Genomic DNA, 13446 nt, shown 5'->3' with positions numbered 1-13446 from the left:
AAACGACTTCCTTTTATGGAAGTCGTTTTTATTTTGGCAATGCAAAGTGCTCATCAATGGATGCATCACTTTTTCGATATTGTCCGGGTGTCATATTGGTTGTTTTGCGAAATACTTTTGTTAAATAATTGGCATTTGCATAGCCGACGTTTTCAGCAATTTCTTCGATTGAATACTTGGTTTGATGCAATAGCTCGGCCGCTTTTTGAATGCGAAGCTTCGTTAAATATTGAATCGGCGTAATTCCAGTTGTTTGTTTGAATAACCGGCTAAAATGATAGCGAGATAAATGAGCTGCATCTGCCATTTCATCCGGACCGATTTCTTCATGATAATGATTACGGGCAAATAAAATAGAGCTAATGATACTTTCAGGCCAATCTTCTGTAAAACTGTCCATGCTTTTAATATATTGGTACAGCTCCATTACAAAGCGGTAAGATAAGCTTGAGGCATGAAATGGATCTGCTATATGTTTTTCACTTGCCCGCTTATATATTTGAGCAAGCAGCTGAACAGGTGCTGATTCAGGATGAAACCTAATTACAGGGGAGTGGGTTGACTGAATATAATCCCAGCATTTTTGTACTTCATCTCCGTATAATGTAAGAAAAATAAACTCCCAGTTTTCACTTTCCTTTGGTAAGTAATAGCGATAATTTCCAGGTATATTGACGATGAATGCTTTCCCAGCATCCACTTTATATTCTTGTCCATCTATTTCAATCATCCCGTACCCAGAAACCGTGTATTGAAAAATATATTTCCCTACGTCTTTTCGCTGATTTCCGCTCCAGTTATAAAGGGGAGAGAAAACTTCATCCCACCCAACCGACCATAGCTGCGCAACTTCATTTGTGCGGGATTCTAAAAACCTGTATGCGTACGTTGAATATTCTTGAGTTTGGAAATGTGAGAGCAAATTTTCACCTTCTTTTTGAAATAAAGTAGTACTTAATTCTTACTTTAACGTAATCGCTTTCATTTTTCTATAATTTTTTGAAAATATCGTGATTATTTTTAGGGAATGTCTCTAAATCTATTATTTTCTTATCATTTGCAAGTCAAGGCTCACATAAAGATAACACCTTTTTGGCGCAAGAGTAGTTCATCGTCAATTCAAAAGAATCATTTTTAAAGTGATAAGCAAAAAAGTACCGATTATCGATAGTAATTTTACCATTGAGGCAAGGAAAATTGGACTTTACAATGTACATATGAATCCGTTTCCAAAAAACTACTTAAAATAGGTGATAATAAATGCTGGAAAAATTAATCGAAGAGTTCAAACAAATATTTCATTCGTCAGAAGCTATTCGCTGCTTTTTTGCGCCAGGACGTGTCAATTTAATTGGAGAACATACTGATTATAATGGAGGGCATGTTTTTCCTTGTTCATTGAGTATAGGAACGTATGCGGTAGTACAAAAACGTCATGATCGAAAAATACGTATGTACTCTAAAAACTTCTCTGAAGCAGGCGTTATTGAATCCTCTTTAGAGCAATTAACGTACAAAACCGAAGATGATTGGGCTAATTATCCAAAAGGAGTAATGGACACCTTTAAAAAGCACGGATATGATCTTCCTTTTGGTTTTGATATCTTGTTTTTCGGCAACATTCCTAACGGAGCAGGGCTTTCATCGTCGGCATCAATTGAGTTAGTCACATGCGTACTTTTAAATAAAATTCTTGAATTGAATATTGATATGATGGACCTTGTAAAAATGGCGCAGCAAGCTGAAAATGAATTTATCGGCGTAAGCTGCGGGATTATGGATCAGTTTGCAATTGGAATGGGAAAGGAAAATCAAGCCGTATTGTTAAACTGTCAAACTCTTGAATACCAGTATAGCCCGCTGCAATTAACAGATGCTGTGCTCGTTATTTCTAATACAAATAAGCGAAGAGGGCTGGCAGACTCAAAATATAATGAACGCCGCATGGAGTGTGAAAGAGCGCTGTCAGACTTGCAAACTTCACTTTCCATTAATTCGCTTGGAGATTTAACCAAAGAGCAATTTGAAAAGCACAAATCTTTGATACAAAACGAAGTAGATTGTAAGCGCGCTAAACATGCGGTATATGAAAATGAACGCACAAAAGAAGCGGTTGCTAAATTGCAAAACGGTGATTTAAAAGGGTTTGGCCAATTGATGAATGAATCGCACTGCTCACTGCGAGATGACTATGAAGTAAGTGGGAAAGAACTAGATGCTCTTGTAGAAGCAGCTTGGCTGCAAGAAGGCGTGATTGGATCACGCATGACAGGTGCAGGTTTTGGCGGCTGTACAATTAGCATCGTACAAAAAGCACAGGTTGATAGGTTTGTTGAAAAAGTAAGGAATACCTATTATGAGAAAACGAGTTTAGAAGCTGAATTTTATGTGGTGACGGTTGGAGAAGGAGCGCGTGAACTCACATTAGAAGCAGTATAAGAGAAAACAGATAGAGAAAGGAACGAGTGTATGTCAGTCAACATTCATGAAGAAATCACCCGACTTATTCAATATGGTTTACAAAAGAATCTATTAACAAAATGGGATATAGATGTGGTGAGAAATAAACTGCTGGAAGTGTTAAGGCTCGACGAATGTATTATAGTAGAAGTCAATGAAGAACGTCTGGAACATCCAGCTGCTATTTTAGACAACATGCTTGATTGGGCTGCAGAAAACAATCGAATCGCCGAGAATTCTATCACGTATAGAGATTTATTCGATACCAAAATAATGGGATGCTTTGCAAGCATGCCTTCAGAGGTTAATCGGACATTTTATGATCACTATCAGCAAAGCCCTCAAAAAGCCACAAGCTATTATTATAAGCTGTCAAAAGACATTCACTATATTCGCAGAGATCGAATTGCTAAAAACGAAAGATGGGTAACAAACACTGACTTTGGAGAACTTGAAATTACCATCAACTTATCAAAGCCGGAAAAAGATCCAAAAGCTATTGCAGCAAGCAAATCATTGAAGGAAAGCAACTATCCGCTGTGCCTTCTCTGTAAAGAAAATGCTGGTTATGCAGGTCGCATTAACCACCCAGCTCGTCAAAATCACCGGATTATTCCTGTGGAATTGCAGGAAGAGCTGTGGTACATGCAGTTTTCACCTTATGTTTATTATAATGAACATGCCATTGTTTTTGCGAGTGAACATACACCCATGCATATTTCAAAGCAAACGTTTAAGCGGCTGCTTGCCTTCGTTGAACAATTTCCACATTATTTTTTAGGATCAAATGCAGATCTACCCATCGTAGGAGGATCTATTTTAACTCATGACCACTTTCAAGGCGGCTATCATGATTTTCCTATGGCTAAAGCAAAAATAAATAAATTGTTCTCTCTTAAAGCATATCCAGACGTGAAAGCTGGAATTGTTCATTGGCCGATGTCGGTCGTTCGTCTTCAAAGTTCGCACCTTGCACCATTGGTGGAAGCAGCGGATTTCATTTTGAAGAAATGGAAATCATATAGTGATCAAAGTGCTGATATTTTAGCTTTTACAGATCAAACTCCTCACAACACGGTCACGCCTATTGCTCGAAAAAGAGGAGATTTGTATGAATTAGATTTAGTACTGCGAAACAATCGAACAAACGGCAAACATCCAGATGGCATTTATCATCCGCATGCAGAAGTTCATCATATCAAAAAAGAGAACATAGGTTTAATTGAAGTAATGGGGCTTGCGGTTTTACCCGGTCGTTTGAAAGACGAAATGAGTCTAGTGGCCAAAGGGTTAGTTCAGAATAACCTGAGCGAATTAGCCAGCAGACATGATCAAGTGAAAAAACACGTGAAGTGGGCCGAACAAATCAAGAAAAAATATCCACATATTGAAGCAGAAAATGTCCAAAGCATTCTCCAACAAGAGCTCGGTTTGGTCTTTGTAACTATTTTAGAACATGCAGGTGTATTTAAACAAACTGCTGAAGGGCAGCTCGCATTCAGTCGCTTTATGAATTCGTTAAATGAAGCGTAAATCATTAATAAAAACAGGCAGCTCGTAATGAGCTGCCTGTTTTTATACAGTTAGGGCATGCTGTTTTAAAAGGGTATACAGAGCCTGTGTTCCTTTATTATCATCGCCTTGTTTTTCGAGCTGTTCATAAAGCGATTTTGCTAATTTTAGCCCTGGTGTATACAGCTCCATTTCTTCAGCTGATTCAATGGCAATCTTCATATCTTTAAGGAAGTGTTTAATATAAAAACCTGGTTCGAAGTCTCCTTTAATCATGCGAGGAGCTAAATTACTTAACGACCAGCTTCCCGCTGCGCCTGTTTCAATACTTTTTAGAACAGTATTCGGATCTAATCCGGCTTTTTCAGCATAAAGTATAGCTTCGCATACACCCATCATATTAGAGGCAATAGCGATTTGATTGCACATTTTTGTATGTTGACCAGCACCAGCGCTTCCTTGAAGAACGATATTTGTCCCCATTTTTTCAAGTATAGGCGTAACGGCAGAGAATGCTTCAGAATCGCCTCCTACCATAATCGCTAATGTTGCTTTCTGAGCCCCAATATCGCCTCCTGAAACAGGAGCGTCAAGCGCATGAATGTGCTTCTCTTTTGCTGCTTGATAAATCTCACGAGCAAGTATAGGGCTCGATGTCGTCATATCAATTGTATAGCAGCCTTTCTTTGCATTATGTATAATGCCGTCTTTGCCTAAATAAATCTCTTTTACATCGTGAGGGTAGCCTACCATGGTGATAATAACATCAGATTGTTCGGCCACTTCTCGAACGGTTTCTTTCCATTTGGCCCCTTTTTCAAGTAATGCTTGAGCACGAGTTTTTGTTCGTGTATAAACAAGGACTTCATATCCTGCGTCAATTAAATGCCCGGCCATGCTTTGACCCATAACGCCTGTTCCGATAAAACCAATTTTTTCTTTAGTCACAGCAGTATTCACTCCTAAAGTTAATAGTTTGATTATTCTAAAATTATATAGTTAAAGTTTGGGATAATCAATGATTCCGACTATATACAAATCTAGAAAAGTACTCTCAGTCCTGTGTCTTGAATACGAGGTAAGGAAAGAAAGTACTGAGAAGAGCGTATGCCAAAAGATAAAAAAAGCGCTGGCTTTACAGCCAACACTTTTTAGTGGTGATTATTTGCTGGTTTATTCGGTACACCCAGTTCTCCAATCAAAATTACAACTAGCGTGAAAACTACTCCAAGGATGGAAGCGGTTGCGAAACTGTAAGTACCGCCCGTCATTGCAGAGATTACGTACACTGCCATATTCATTAGTAAAAAGCCCCAAACAAAAGCCATTACGACACGCATTCTATTCACCTCGTTTACAGTACAGTTTGATTTCATTTTAGCATATAGCAGTCAAATAAGAAATTGAATTTTTTATGAATAAATAAGGGGCGTGTTCCCACATAGAAACAAAAGAGCAATAAGTCAGAAATAGGCATTATTCTAGTGCGCTTTTTGATGGTTCTATCATACACTGTATGGAACAACTAGTAAGTTACGGAGGAAGAGCTATGATACATCGACGCTTTTTTAGCTTAGATACGCAATGGAATGTCGTACATGTCCCTGAACGACCGAATGGTTTCGGTGTGTTAGTATTGGGTGATAAAGATCATTTTGTTGAAAGTTCAACTAGCTTATGGATTCAGCACGGCGGAAGGTCACAGCTGTTGCAATGTTTACAAGATGAAGGATACACAGTATTTTATTCCAATTTATATGGCCGGCATTGGGGGTCCCCTGAAGCATATCACCTTGCAAAACAACTTTATCATTTAGTAATGAAACAAGAAATTTTAAATAAACGAATTCATATTTTAGCTGAAGGAATGGGGGCTCTGTTAGCGCTGCAGCTAATGGAAAATGACGGGAATACGTTCATTCGATCAGCTGGTTTACTAAATCCATGTATTGATCTTCATACGCATGCAGAACATGAAAAAAACAATAAATTCTTTTATAAACAATTCACGAAGGACTTGACTCAAGCTTATAAAGTGGAGCGGAAGCAAGTATCAAAGCTAATTAAGGAGTACCCTTCTGTTACAGAATTAAAATCAACGCTGCCCGTGAAGATATGGACCGCGCCTAATGCCTCTACTCATTATCCAATTGCACACAGTAAAAAATATGAACTACATCGTGAAGAACTTCACTCTCCGATTATGCTTTCACTTTATTTGCCGGAAAAAAACTATTTGTTTGAACGGTCCCTTCTCCAATTTTATAAACAGCATGAAAAAGTGTTATAAGCAAAGCTTCTATGATTATACATATCATAGGGGCTTTTTGTATAAGAGATAAAAGGAAAAAAGAGTTCGTGATGCTTTTACAGATGAACTTCTTTGAAATAAGGAATGAGTACTCTCTATAACTATAGGGCTTTAAGCTTTTTGTTGAATAAATGATGAATGAAGAATTGGAGGAAGCGATATGGGAAATGTAGTAGTAATAGGGGCAAACCGCTTTATTGGTTTTCATTTATGTATGGCTTTTTTAGACGAAGGTACAGAAGTAAAAGGATATACACATTCTGCTCATAAAGAAGAAGATGATTTGCAGGAAGAGATGAAATTTTTCTTAGGGCGAAACGCTAATTATGCATCGACTGAAGTAGGAGAGTCATTAGATATGATTACCTCAGAAACGGATATTGTCTACTTCACGTATTTCGATGGAGGAGATTTTTATCATCCTGCTTTTTTAAGACAAGAAATGCAAAAAGCCCAGCAAGTGCTCATTCAAGCACTTAACAAATGCCGTCAATTCAACATTCGATTTGTGTTTGTTTCTACCATGCGCGTATTTGGAGACCAGCAGCGAAAGATTGAAGAAACAACGATTCCAGAACCGGACAGTAGTGAAGGAAGGCTATACGTTCATTTTGAGCGAATGATAGAAAAATATAAAGATGATGGATGGCCCATTATAATTGTCAGAACGCCGACTCTTTACGGACCTTGGCAGCCTTTGTCAATGTGCTATTCTAAAAATATTGCCGGGTACGAAGAAGCTTTTAACATTATGGAAGGCACGGATTTTATTATTTATATTGAAGATGCCGTCAGTGCACTTAGACTCTGTAAAACTGCTGCATATTCATATGAAGTGGTTCATTTAGTTGAAGAAAAGTTACAGCCTTGGAGCGCAGGAGCAAACATTACTCATATGGAGGTGAAGGAAGAAGCGGCTCAAGAAAAATATGAAATCAGCAGGAAAGCGAAAGAACTGCTGCATTTTTCTTCAAGAGTAACGGCTAAAGAAGGCATTTATCTGCAAAAAAAACATATGAGAACATTCTTTTTACCTCTTCATTAAAAGGAGAAAGTTGTACTTATAGAATAGATTCGCTAATATAAGGAGGAATAAATGTTTTTTAATAAAGGAGATTTCACTATGGAAGAGCAAAATATGCAATTCATGCAAATTGCAATGAAGTACTTGCCAGAAGCAAAGCAGATCTTAGATGAAACAGGCGTTGAGTTATCAATGGAACACGTGCAGCCGGTATTGACATTACTAACAAAAGTAATGAGCGACGCCTATGAGCTTGGCAAGCAAGATGCATTAGCTGAAAATGAAAACAACTAAAGAAAACAGCTCGGTAGAATCCGAGCTGTTATTTTTGTTTGGAAAATAAATCGACTAAAGGGGCAAACTGTTTAAGAAGAGGAGCTAGTTCTTCGACGGCGAGTACAATTTCATCGATTTGTTTAAATAATCTTTCCCACTCCTCTCGCTCTCTTTCTTCTCTTGATTTTCTGCCCCTAGCTCCAAACATAAAATCAGAAAAAGCTTCATTTCTTTGTCTTCTTGCCATGATACTCATTCCTTTCACTATTTTAATGGTGGGTAAGTTCTTATCTAATGTCCCATACTAGAGTAAGAGGGTCCCGTATGATTACTATATGTAGCATGATAGATACCTGAGTAGGACGAACACCTATATAGACAAAAAATAAAAAATGAAGTAAAATTAGTACCAACTCATAATAATTGATTATATAATCGATAAATGAAATGACGGATATAGGTTTTATAGGAATATAAGCCTTTTATTTAAAGGAGAGGTTGATATGAACGCTGGTGTTCTAGGAATTGGACGTTATGTACCAGAGAAAGTTGTAACAAATTTAGATCTTGAAAAAGTAATGGATACATCAGATGAGTGGATTCGTACGCGCACAGGTATTCAAGAGCGCCGAATTGCAGCCGATAACGAGGACACATCTGATTTAGCTTATAAAGCAGCAGTTGAAGCTTTACATAAAGCTAACGTCGAGGCAGAAGATATTGACATGATCATTGTTGCTACGGTAACGCCAGATCAACCGTTTCCTACAGTATCATGTATGCTACAAGAAAAATTGGGAGCAAAAAAAGCAGCTTCTTTTGATGTGAGTGCCGCATGTGCAGGGTTTATGTACGGCATGATTACAGCTAAGCAATTTATTGAAACCAATGCTTACAAGCATATATTAGTGGTCGGTGTAGAAAAGCTTTCTAAGATTACAGATTGGGACGACCGTAACACGGCTGTTTTATTCGGAGACGGAGCAGGTGCAGTTGTAATGGGACCTGTATCAGAAGGACGAGGTATTTTATCCTTTGAACTAGGGTCCGACGGTACGGGAGGCAAGCACTTGTATCAAAACGAGCTTGATCATATTGTCATGAACGGACGTGAAGTATTTAAGTTTGCTGTTCGACAAATGGGGGAATCTGCTGTTAATGTAATTGAAAAAGCAGGTTTAACAAAAGAGGATGTTGATTTTCTTGTACCTCATCAAGCGAATATTCGTATTATGGAAGCTGCAAGACAGCGATTAGACTTGCCTGAAGAAAAAATGTCTAAAACAATCCAATACTACGGCAATACATCAGCAGCATCGATTCCAATTTCAATTGTTCATGAGCTTGAAGCAGGGAAAATTCAAGATGATGATTTAATTGTAATGGTTGGCTTCGGAGGCGGCTTAACATGGGGAGCTATTGCTATTAGATGGGGAAAATAACACTACATTTTTAAAGCAACTGAAGGAGATGAATGTACGATGAATAAAAAACGTGTAGTTGTAACAGGACTTGGTGGGCTTACACCAATTGGAAATGATGTAGAAACAGCTTGGAAAAACGCAGTAGCAGGCGTGTCTGGCGTTGGTCCTTTAACAAGACTAGATGCAGATGAATTCCCGGCTAAAGTAGCGGCTGAAGTAAAAGATTTTAACGTGGAAGATTTTATTGACCGCAAAGAGGCTCGTAAGATGGATCGCTTTACTCAATATGCAATGGTAGCTGCATTGGCGGCTGTTAAAGATGCGGATTTGACTATTACAGAAGAAATTGCTCCAAACGTTGGCGTTTGGATTGGTTCTGGAATTGGCGGTATGGAAACGTTTGAAAACCAATATTCAACGTTATTAGAAAAAGGTGCCCGCCGTGTAAGTCCATTCTTCATTCCGATGATGATTCCTGATATGGCAACAGGACAAGTTTCTATTGCTTTAGGGGCGAAAGGCGTGAACTCTTGTACGGTAACGGCATGTGCAACAGGTACAAACTCTATTGGTGATGCGTTTAAAGTAATTCAACGCGGAGATGCAGACGTGATGGTGACGGGCGGTACGGAAGCGCCAATCACGCGTTTATCTATTGCTGGTTTCTGTGCGAATAAAGCACTTTCTACAAATCCAGATCCTGCAACAGCATCTCGTCCGTTTGATAAAGACCGCGACGGCTTCGTTATGGGAGAAGGTGCGGGTGTTATTGTGCTTGAGGAGCTTGAACATGCACTAGCGCGCGGCGCACGTATTTATGCTGAAATTGTGGGCTATGGTTCGACAGGAGATGCTCACCATATCACAGCGCCAGCTCCAGGAGGAGAAGGCGGCGTTCGTGCAATGCGTCATGCGATTGAAGATGCAGGCCTACAGCCAAGTGATATTGATTACATCAATGCTCACGGTACAAGTACAGGATACAATGATAAATTTGAAACAATGGCTATTAAAGAAGTATTTGGTGACCACGCTCAAAAAGTAGCAATTAGTTCAACAAAGTCAATGACTGGCCACTTGTTAGGAGCTGCTGGTGGAGTAGAAGCTATTTTTAGTGTGAAAGCAATTCAAGACGGTATTCTTCCTCCAACAATTAACTATCAAACACCTGATGAAGAGTGCGATTTAGACTACATTCCAAACAAAGCGCGTAAGCAGGAAGTAAAAGCGGTGCTAAGCAACTCACTTGGATTTGGCGGTCACAATGCAACAATCATCTTTAAAAAATACGAAGCATAATGAAAAATTCTAGGCTGATGCCTAGAATTTTTTTATTTTTAATAACCAAAAGAGTAGCAGTGAACATATCATGAAACAAAAGGATGAAGAAAGTGAGGGGAAAACATGCCGATTGTTTCAACTTCTACTTGGACGGAGCCGAAAGAAATAAGCCGTTATCTTGCGCGCTATTTTAAGAAATTAAAAGAAAAAGAATATATGGAATTACTTTTTAACTATGGAATGTGTCCGCCTTCTTTAATGTTTATAAAAGAACTAGAAGAAATGAAGAAAAGACAGGTTTGGAAGAAAGTTAAAGCACATTACGAGAAGCTTAAAAAAGCATGGAATGGGCCCGATGTAGCGGTGTTAGTGCTTCCAAGCAATCCTAGAAATCGAAAAATGCAGCGTGAATTTAACGGAAGAGCAGGTGTCGCTTTTACCGATAAATTATTTGTGTTTATGACAAGTCATACATCCGATGAAGAAATGTTAGCGGTACTTACCCATGAATACCATCACGTTTGCAGGCTAAAAGCCATTAATAAATCTGATGAAACGATTACTTTGTTAGACGCTATGATGATGGAAGGGTTAGCTGAAAGAGCTGTAGAGGAGTATTGTGGTAAAAAATATTTAGCTCCTTGGACAAATTATTATACCATTGAAGAAGCTAAAAAAATGTGGGAAAAGCATGTTAAACCTTATTACAATCTGCACGCTGACGAAAAGAAATATGATCAACTGTTATTCGGTCAAAATTGGTATCCAGAAATGATGGGCTACAATATTGGTTATCATCTTGTTACTTCATGTATGAAGCCTCACACTTTAACTACTACCCAGCTGCTTCCTCTTAGCACCAATACTATCTTAAAAAAATCTGCGTTCCAACTGTAAAAAAACAAGTTCTATATACCTGAAGTTAAAAATAGTAAATTTTATCCTATTTCCAACAAAAAATTAGGAGGTTTATGCGTTAAAGTGCCGAAGAGATATTCAGAAATCATTATTTTAAAAATAAAAAATATAATTAATTTTCAAAATATATTGATTTTGTAATAAAATTGTAATAATATCTTATTCAAATATAACAATTTTTAGAAAAATGAGGTGTGCACTATAAATGGATAAAAAGCCCGTCGAATCAACACCTTTACTAGAAGTGAAAAATTTACAAACTGCTTTTTCCATTAATGATTCCTGGCATAATGCTGTGGACGACGTGTCGTTTCAAGTCGGACGAAAGCGAATTGTAGGAGTTGTAGGAGAATCTGGCTGTGGAAAAAGCGTATTGTCTTTATCCGTTATTGGGCTATTACCTAAAGTGAATAGTCAAATTAGAAGCGGAAGCGTTTTATTTAAAGGAAAGAATCTTACGCACTTATCAGAAGATGAGATGAATGATGTGCGGGGGAAAGACATCTCAATGATTTTCCAAGAACCGATGACATCCCTTAATCCTGTGTTAACCATTGGGTATCAGCTGCAGGAAGTATTGTTTAATCATATGAATATATCGAAAGCGGAAGCGCGTGAAAAAAGCATTGCGCTTTTAAAAAGCGTTGGTATTTCGAGATCTGAAAAGCTCGTCGATGAATATCCGCATCAGCTGTCAGGAGGAATGAGGCAGCGTGTCATGATTGCCATGGCGGTAGCTTGTCAGCCTAAACTTTTAATTGCTGATGAGCCGACAACAGCCCTAGATGTTACGGTTCAAGCTCAAATTTTAGAATTGCTAAAAGAGATTCAAGAAAGCAATGATATGTCTATTATTATGATTACACATGATTTAGGAGTAGTTGCTGAGATGTGTGATGAAGTGATTGTCATGTATGGCGGAAAAATTGTTGAGCATACAGATGTTGATACGTTATTTTATGCCCCAAAACATCCGTACACGAAAGCGCTTCTTCACTCAATTCCACGCATGGAAGATGATGTAGAAGTATTAAATACGATCAAAGGAATTGTGCCTTCTCTTGTAAACATGCCGCGGACAGGCTGTCGTTTCGTTAACCGATGTCCTCATGCAATGGAAGACTGCAGTTCCGTTACGCCTGTTCTTCGCCAGGATTCACAGGGGCATGATGTCGCATGTCTGCTGTATAAAAATAGCTATCCGTCAAAAGGAGTGAAGACAAGCTAATGACTAAAGCGGTGAAAGATGTATTGCTAGAAGTTCAGCATTTAAAAACCTACTATCCTATTCACGGCGGATTTTTTCGAAAGAAAATTGGTGATGTAAAAGCAGTTGACGGTATTTCTTTTGCTATTCGAAAAGGAGAAACGCTCGGTCTAGTAGGAGAATCTGGCTGTGGAAAATCCACGGCAGGAAGAACGATTCTAAGACTGTTGGAACCAACTAGCGGAAAAATTATTTTCGATGGTAAAGATATCACAGAAGTAAAAGGAACTTCTCTCCGTAAAATTAGACAAGATTTTCAAATGGTTTTTCAAGATCCCTATGCTTCCCTCAATCCAATGCAAATGGTTGGAGATGTTATTTCTGAACCAATTCGGAATTTTACAGGAAAATCAACCAATCAATTAAAATCAGAAGTTATGAATCTACTTACAAAAGTAGGGTTACCGGAAGATGCATACTATAAATATCCTCACGAATTTTCCGGTGGACAGCGTCAGCGGATTGGAATTGCACGTGCACTTGCACTTCGTCCAAAACTTATTATTGCTGATGAACCGGTATCGGCACTCGACGTTTCTGTCCAATCACAAGTTTTAAACCTTCTTAAAGAACTTCAACAAGAATTCGACCTAACCTTTTTATTTATTGCCCATGATTTGAGTGTTGTTAAACATATGAGTGACCGTATCGGTGTTATGTACCTAGGCGGTTTAGTGGAAATTGCTGATAAGAAAAGTCTATACGCAGAGCCATTGCACCCTTATACGCAAGCGCTTGTATCGGCTATACCTGAACCAGATCCGCGAAAGAAAAAACAGCGTATTATTTTACAGGGAGATGTCCCAAGTCCAATTGATCCGCCAAAAGGCTGTGCGTTTCATCCTCGCTGTATACATGCCATGGCAGAGTGCGCCCAAACGAAACCTGCCTTAAAGGAGGTGAGACCTGGCCATCAAGTAGCTTGCCATTTATATAACTCGTAAAAGCTACATACGAACAGATTATTAGTTAA

The 13446-nt window shown here is 38.5% G+C and carries 14 protein-coding genes; 10 read left to right on the top strand and 4 right to left on the bottom strand.

Annotated elements, in window-relative coordinates; genetic code table 11:
* Nucleotides 1-28: 28 nt before the first annotated feature.
* Nucleotides 29-922 carry a helix-turn-helix domain-containing protein gene (locus AC4NPH_RS11615; protein ID WP_013055396.1) on the bottom strand — a complete coding sequence of 298 codons (894 nt, stop codon included), beginning with the start codon at nucleotides 920-922 and terminating at the stop codon, nucleotides 29-31.
* A 338-nt stretch (nucleotides 923-1260) separates the two neighbouring features.
* On the opposite strand from AC4NPH_RS11615, the gene AC4NPH_RS11610 reads away from it, so the two are divergent.
* Nucleotides 1261-2439, top strand: coding sequence for a galactokinase (locus AC4NPH_RS11610; protein WP_013055397.1), 1179 nt, complete (start codon nucleotides 1261-1263; stop codon nucleotides 2437-2439).
* Nucleotides 2440-2469: 30 nt separating this feature from the next.
* Entirely contained in the window at nucleotides 2470-3993 is a 1524-nt protein-coding gene (gene galT / locus AC4NPH_RS11605; protein WP_097813394.1) for a UDP-glucose--hexose-1-phosphate uridylyltransferase, read from the top strand.
* 42 nt (nucleotides 3994-4035) lie between these two features.
* On the opposite strand, the gene AC4NPH_RS11600 is transcribed toward galT, so the two are convergent.
* The gene (locus AC4NPH_RS11600) at nucleotides 4036-4920 is read right to left on the bottom strand and encodes an NAD(P)-dependent oxidoreductase (RefSeq protein ID WP_013055399.1); all 885 of its coding nucleotides are present in this window, start codon (nucleotides 4918-4920) and stop codon (nucleotides 4036-4038) included.
* A 203-nt stretch (nucleotides 4921-5123) separates the two neighbouring features.
* Entirely contained in the window at nucleotides 5124-5312 is a 189-nt protein-coding gene (locus tag AC4NPH_RS11595; RefSeq protein ID WP_013055400.1) for a YjzD family protein, read from the bottom strand.
* Between the two features lie 209 nt (nucleotides 5313-5521).
* Between AC4NPH_RS11595 and AC4NPH_RS11590 the strand changes: the two genes are divergently transcribed.
* The 3 genes from AC4NPH_RS11590 to AC4NPH_RS11580 all read left to right on the top strand — a co-directional run bounded on the left by AC4NPH_RS11590 (nucleotide 5522) and on the right by AC4NPH_RS11580 (nucleotide 7601).
* Complete coding sequence (locus AC4NPH_RS11590; RefSeq protein ID WP_013055401.1) at nucleotides 5522-6262, top strand: hypothetical protein; 741 nt, start codon at nucleotides 5522-5524, stop codon at nucleotides 6260-6262.
* Nucleotides 6263-6443: 181 nt separating this feature from the next.
* Nucleotides 6444-7328, top strand: coding sequence for an NAD-dependent epimerase/dehydratase family protein (locus AC4NPH_RS11585; protein WP_013055402.1), 885 nt, complete (start codon nucleotides 6444-6446; stop codon nucleotides 7326-7328).
* Nucleotides 7329-7406: 78 nt separating this feature from the next.
* Nucleotides 7407-7601, top strand: coding sequence for a ComZ family protein (locus tag AC4NPH_RS11580; RefSeq protein WP_029324748.1), 195 nt, complete (start codon nucleotides 7407-7409; stop codon nucleotides 7599-7601).
* Nucleotides 7602-7629: 28 nt separating this feature from the next.
* On the opposite strand, the gene AC4NPH_RS11575 is transcribed toward AC4NPH_RS11580, so the two are convergent.
* Entirely contained in the window at nucleotides 7630-7830 is a 201-nt protein-coding gene (locus tag AC4NPH_RS11575; RefSeq protein WP_029324750.1) for a hypothetical protein, read from the bottom strand.
* A gap of 256 nt (nucleotides 7831-8086) precedes the next feature.
* Here AC4NPH_RS11575 and AC4NPH_RS11570 point away from each other — a divergent pair, with 256 nt between their 5' ends.
* The 5 genes from AC4NPH_RS11570 to AC4NPH_RS11550 all read left to right on the top strand — a co-directional run bounded on the left by AC4NPH_RS11570 (nucleotide 8087) and on the right by AC4NPH_RS11550 (nucleotide 13417).
* Nucleotides 8087-9025 (top strand): beta-ketoacyl-ACP synthase III, encoded by a 939-nt coding sequence (locus AC4NPH_RS11570; RefSeq protein WP_013055404.1) that lies wholly within the window; start codon nucleotides 8087-8089, stop codon nucleotides 9023-9025.
* Between the two features lie 39 nt (nucleotides 9026-9064).
* Entirely contained in the window at nucleotides 9065-10306 is a 1242-nt protein-coding gene (fabF, locus tag AC4NPH_RS11565; RefSeq protein ID WP_013055405.1) for a beta-ketoacyl-ACP synthase II, read from the top strand.
* Nucleotides 10307-10411: 105 nt separating this feature from the next.
* Complete coding sequence (locus AC4NPH_RS11560; protein ID WP_013055406.1) at nucleotides 10412-11185, top strand: DUF2268 domain-containing putative Zn-dependent protease; 774 nt, start codon at nucleotides 10412-10414, stop codon at nucleotides 11183-11185.
* Between the two features lie 226 nt (nucleotides 11186-11411).
* A complete protein-coding gene (locus tag AC4NPH_RS11555) occupies nucleotides 11412-12434 on the top strand; it encodes an ABC transporter ATP-binding protein (protein ID WP_013055407.1) in 1023 nt (340 codons plus the stop codon).
* Entirely contained in the window at nucleotides 12434-13417 is a 984-nt protein-coding gene (locus AC4NPH_RS11550) for an ABC transporter ATP-binding protein (protein ID WP_013055408.1), read from the top strand. Before AC4NPH_RS11555 ends, AC4NPH_RS11550 begins: the two co-directional genes overlap by 1 nt.
* The last annotated feature ends 29 nt before the right edge of the window (nucleotides 13418-13446 follow it).

The sequence above is a fragment of the Priestia sp. MDV22-iso46 genome (assembly GCF_058629175.1).
Note: the sequence above shows the minus strand (reverse complement) of the source record. Positions and strands in the feature narration are given on the sequence as shown.

What these genes read in the sequence shown, in the direction of transcription:
- AC4NPH_RS11610 (WP_013055397.1), top strand. Translation starts at nt 1,261, where the DNA reads ATGCTGGAAAAATTAATCGAAGAGTTCAAACAAATATTTCATTCGTCA.
- galT (WP_097813394.1), top strand. Translation starts at nt 2,470, where the DNA reads ATGTCAGTCAACATTCATGAAGAAATCACCCGACTTATTCAATATGGT.
- AC4NPH_RS11595 (WP_013055400.1), bottom strand. Translation starts at nt 5,312, where the DNA reads ATGCGTGTCGTAATGGCTTTTGTTTGGGGCTTTTTACTAATGAATATG.
- AC4NPH_RS11590 (WP_013055401.1), top strand. Translation starts at nt 5,522, where the DNA reads ATGATACATCGACGCTTTTTTAGCTTAGATACGCAATGGAATGTCGTA.
- AC4NPH_RS11585 (WP_013055402.1), top strand. Translation starts at nt 6,444, where the DNA reads ATGGGAAATGTAGTAGTAATAGGGGCAAACCGCTTTATTGGTTTTCAT.
- AC4NPH_RS11580 (WP_029324748.1), top strand. Translation starts at nt 7,407, where the DNA reads ATGGAAGAGCAAAATATGCAATTCATGCAAATTGCAATGAAGTACTTG.
- AC4NPH_RS11575 (WP_029324750.1), bottom strand. Translation starts at nt 7,830, where the DNA reads ATGGCAAGAAGACAAAGAAATGAAGCTTTTTCTGATTTTATGTTTGGA.
- AC4NPH_RS11570 (WP_013055404.1), top strand. Translation starts at nt 8,087, where the DNA reads ATGAACGCTGGTGTTCTAGGAATTGGACGTTATGTACCAGAGAAAGTT.
- fabF (WP_013055405.1), top strand. Translation starts at nt 9,065, where the DNA reads ATGAATAAAAAACGTGTAGTTGTAACAGGACTTGGTGGGCTTACACCA.
- AC4NPH_RS11560 (WP_013055406.1), top strand. Translation starts at nt 10,412, where the DNA reads ATGCCGATTGTTTCAACTTCTACTTGGACGGAGCCGAAAGAAATAAGC.
- AC4NPH_RS11555 (WP_013055407.1), top strand. Translation starts at nt 11,412, where the DNA reads ATGGATAAAAAGCCCGTCGAATCAACACCTTTACTAGAAGTGAAAAAT.
- AC4NPH_RS11550 (WP_013055408.1), top strand. Translation starts at nt 12,434, where the DNA reads ATGACTAAAGCGGTGAAAGATGTATTGCTAGAAGTTCAGCATTTAAAA.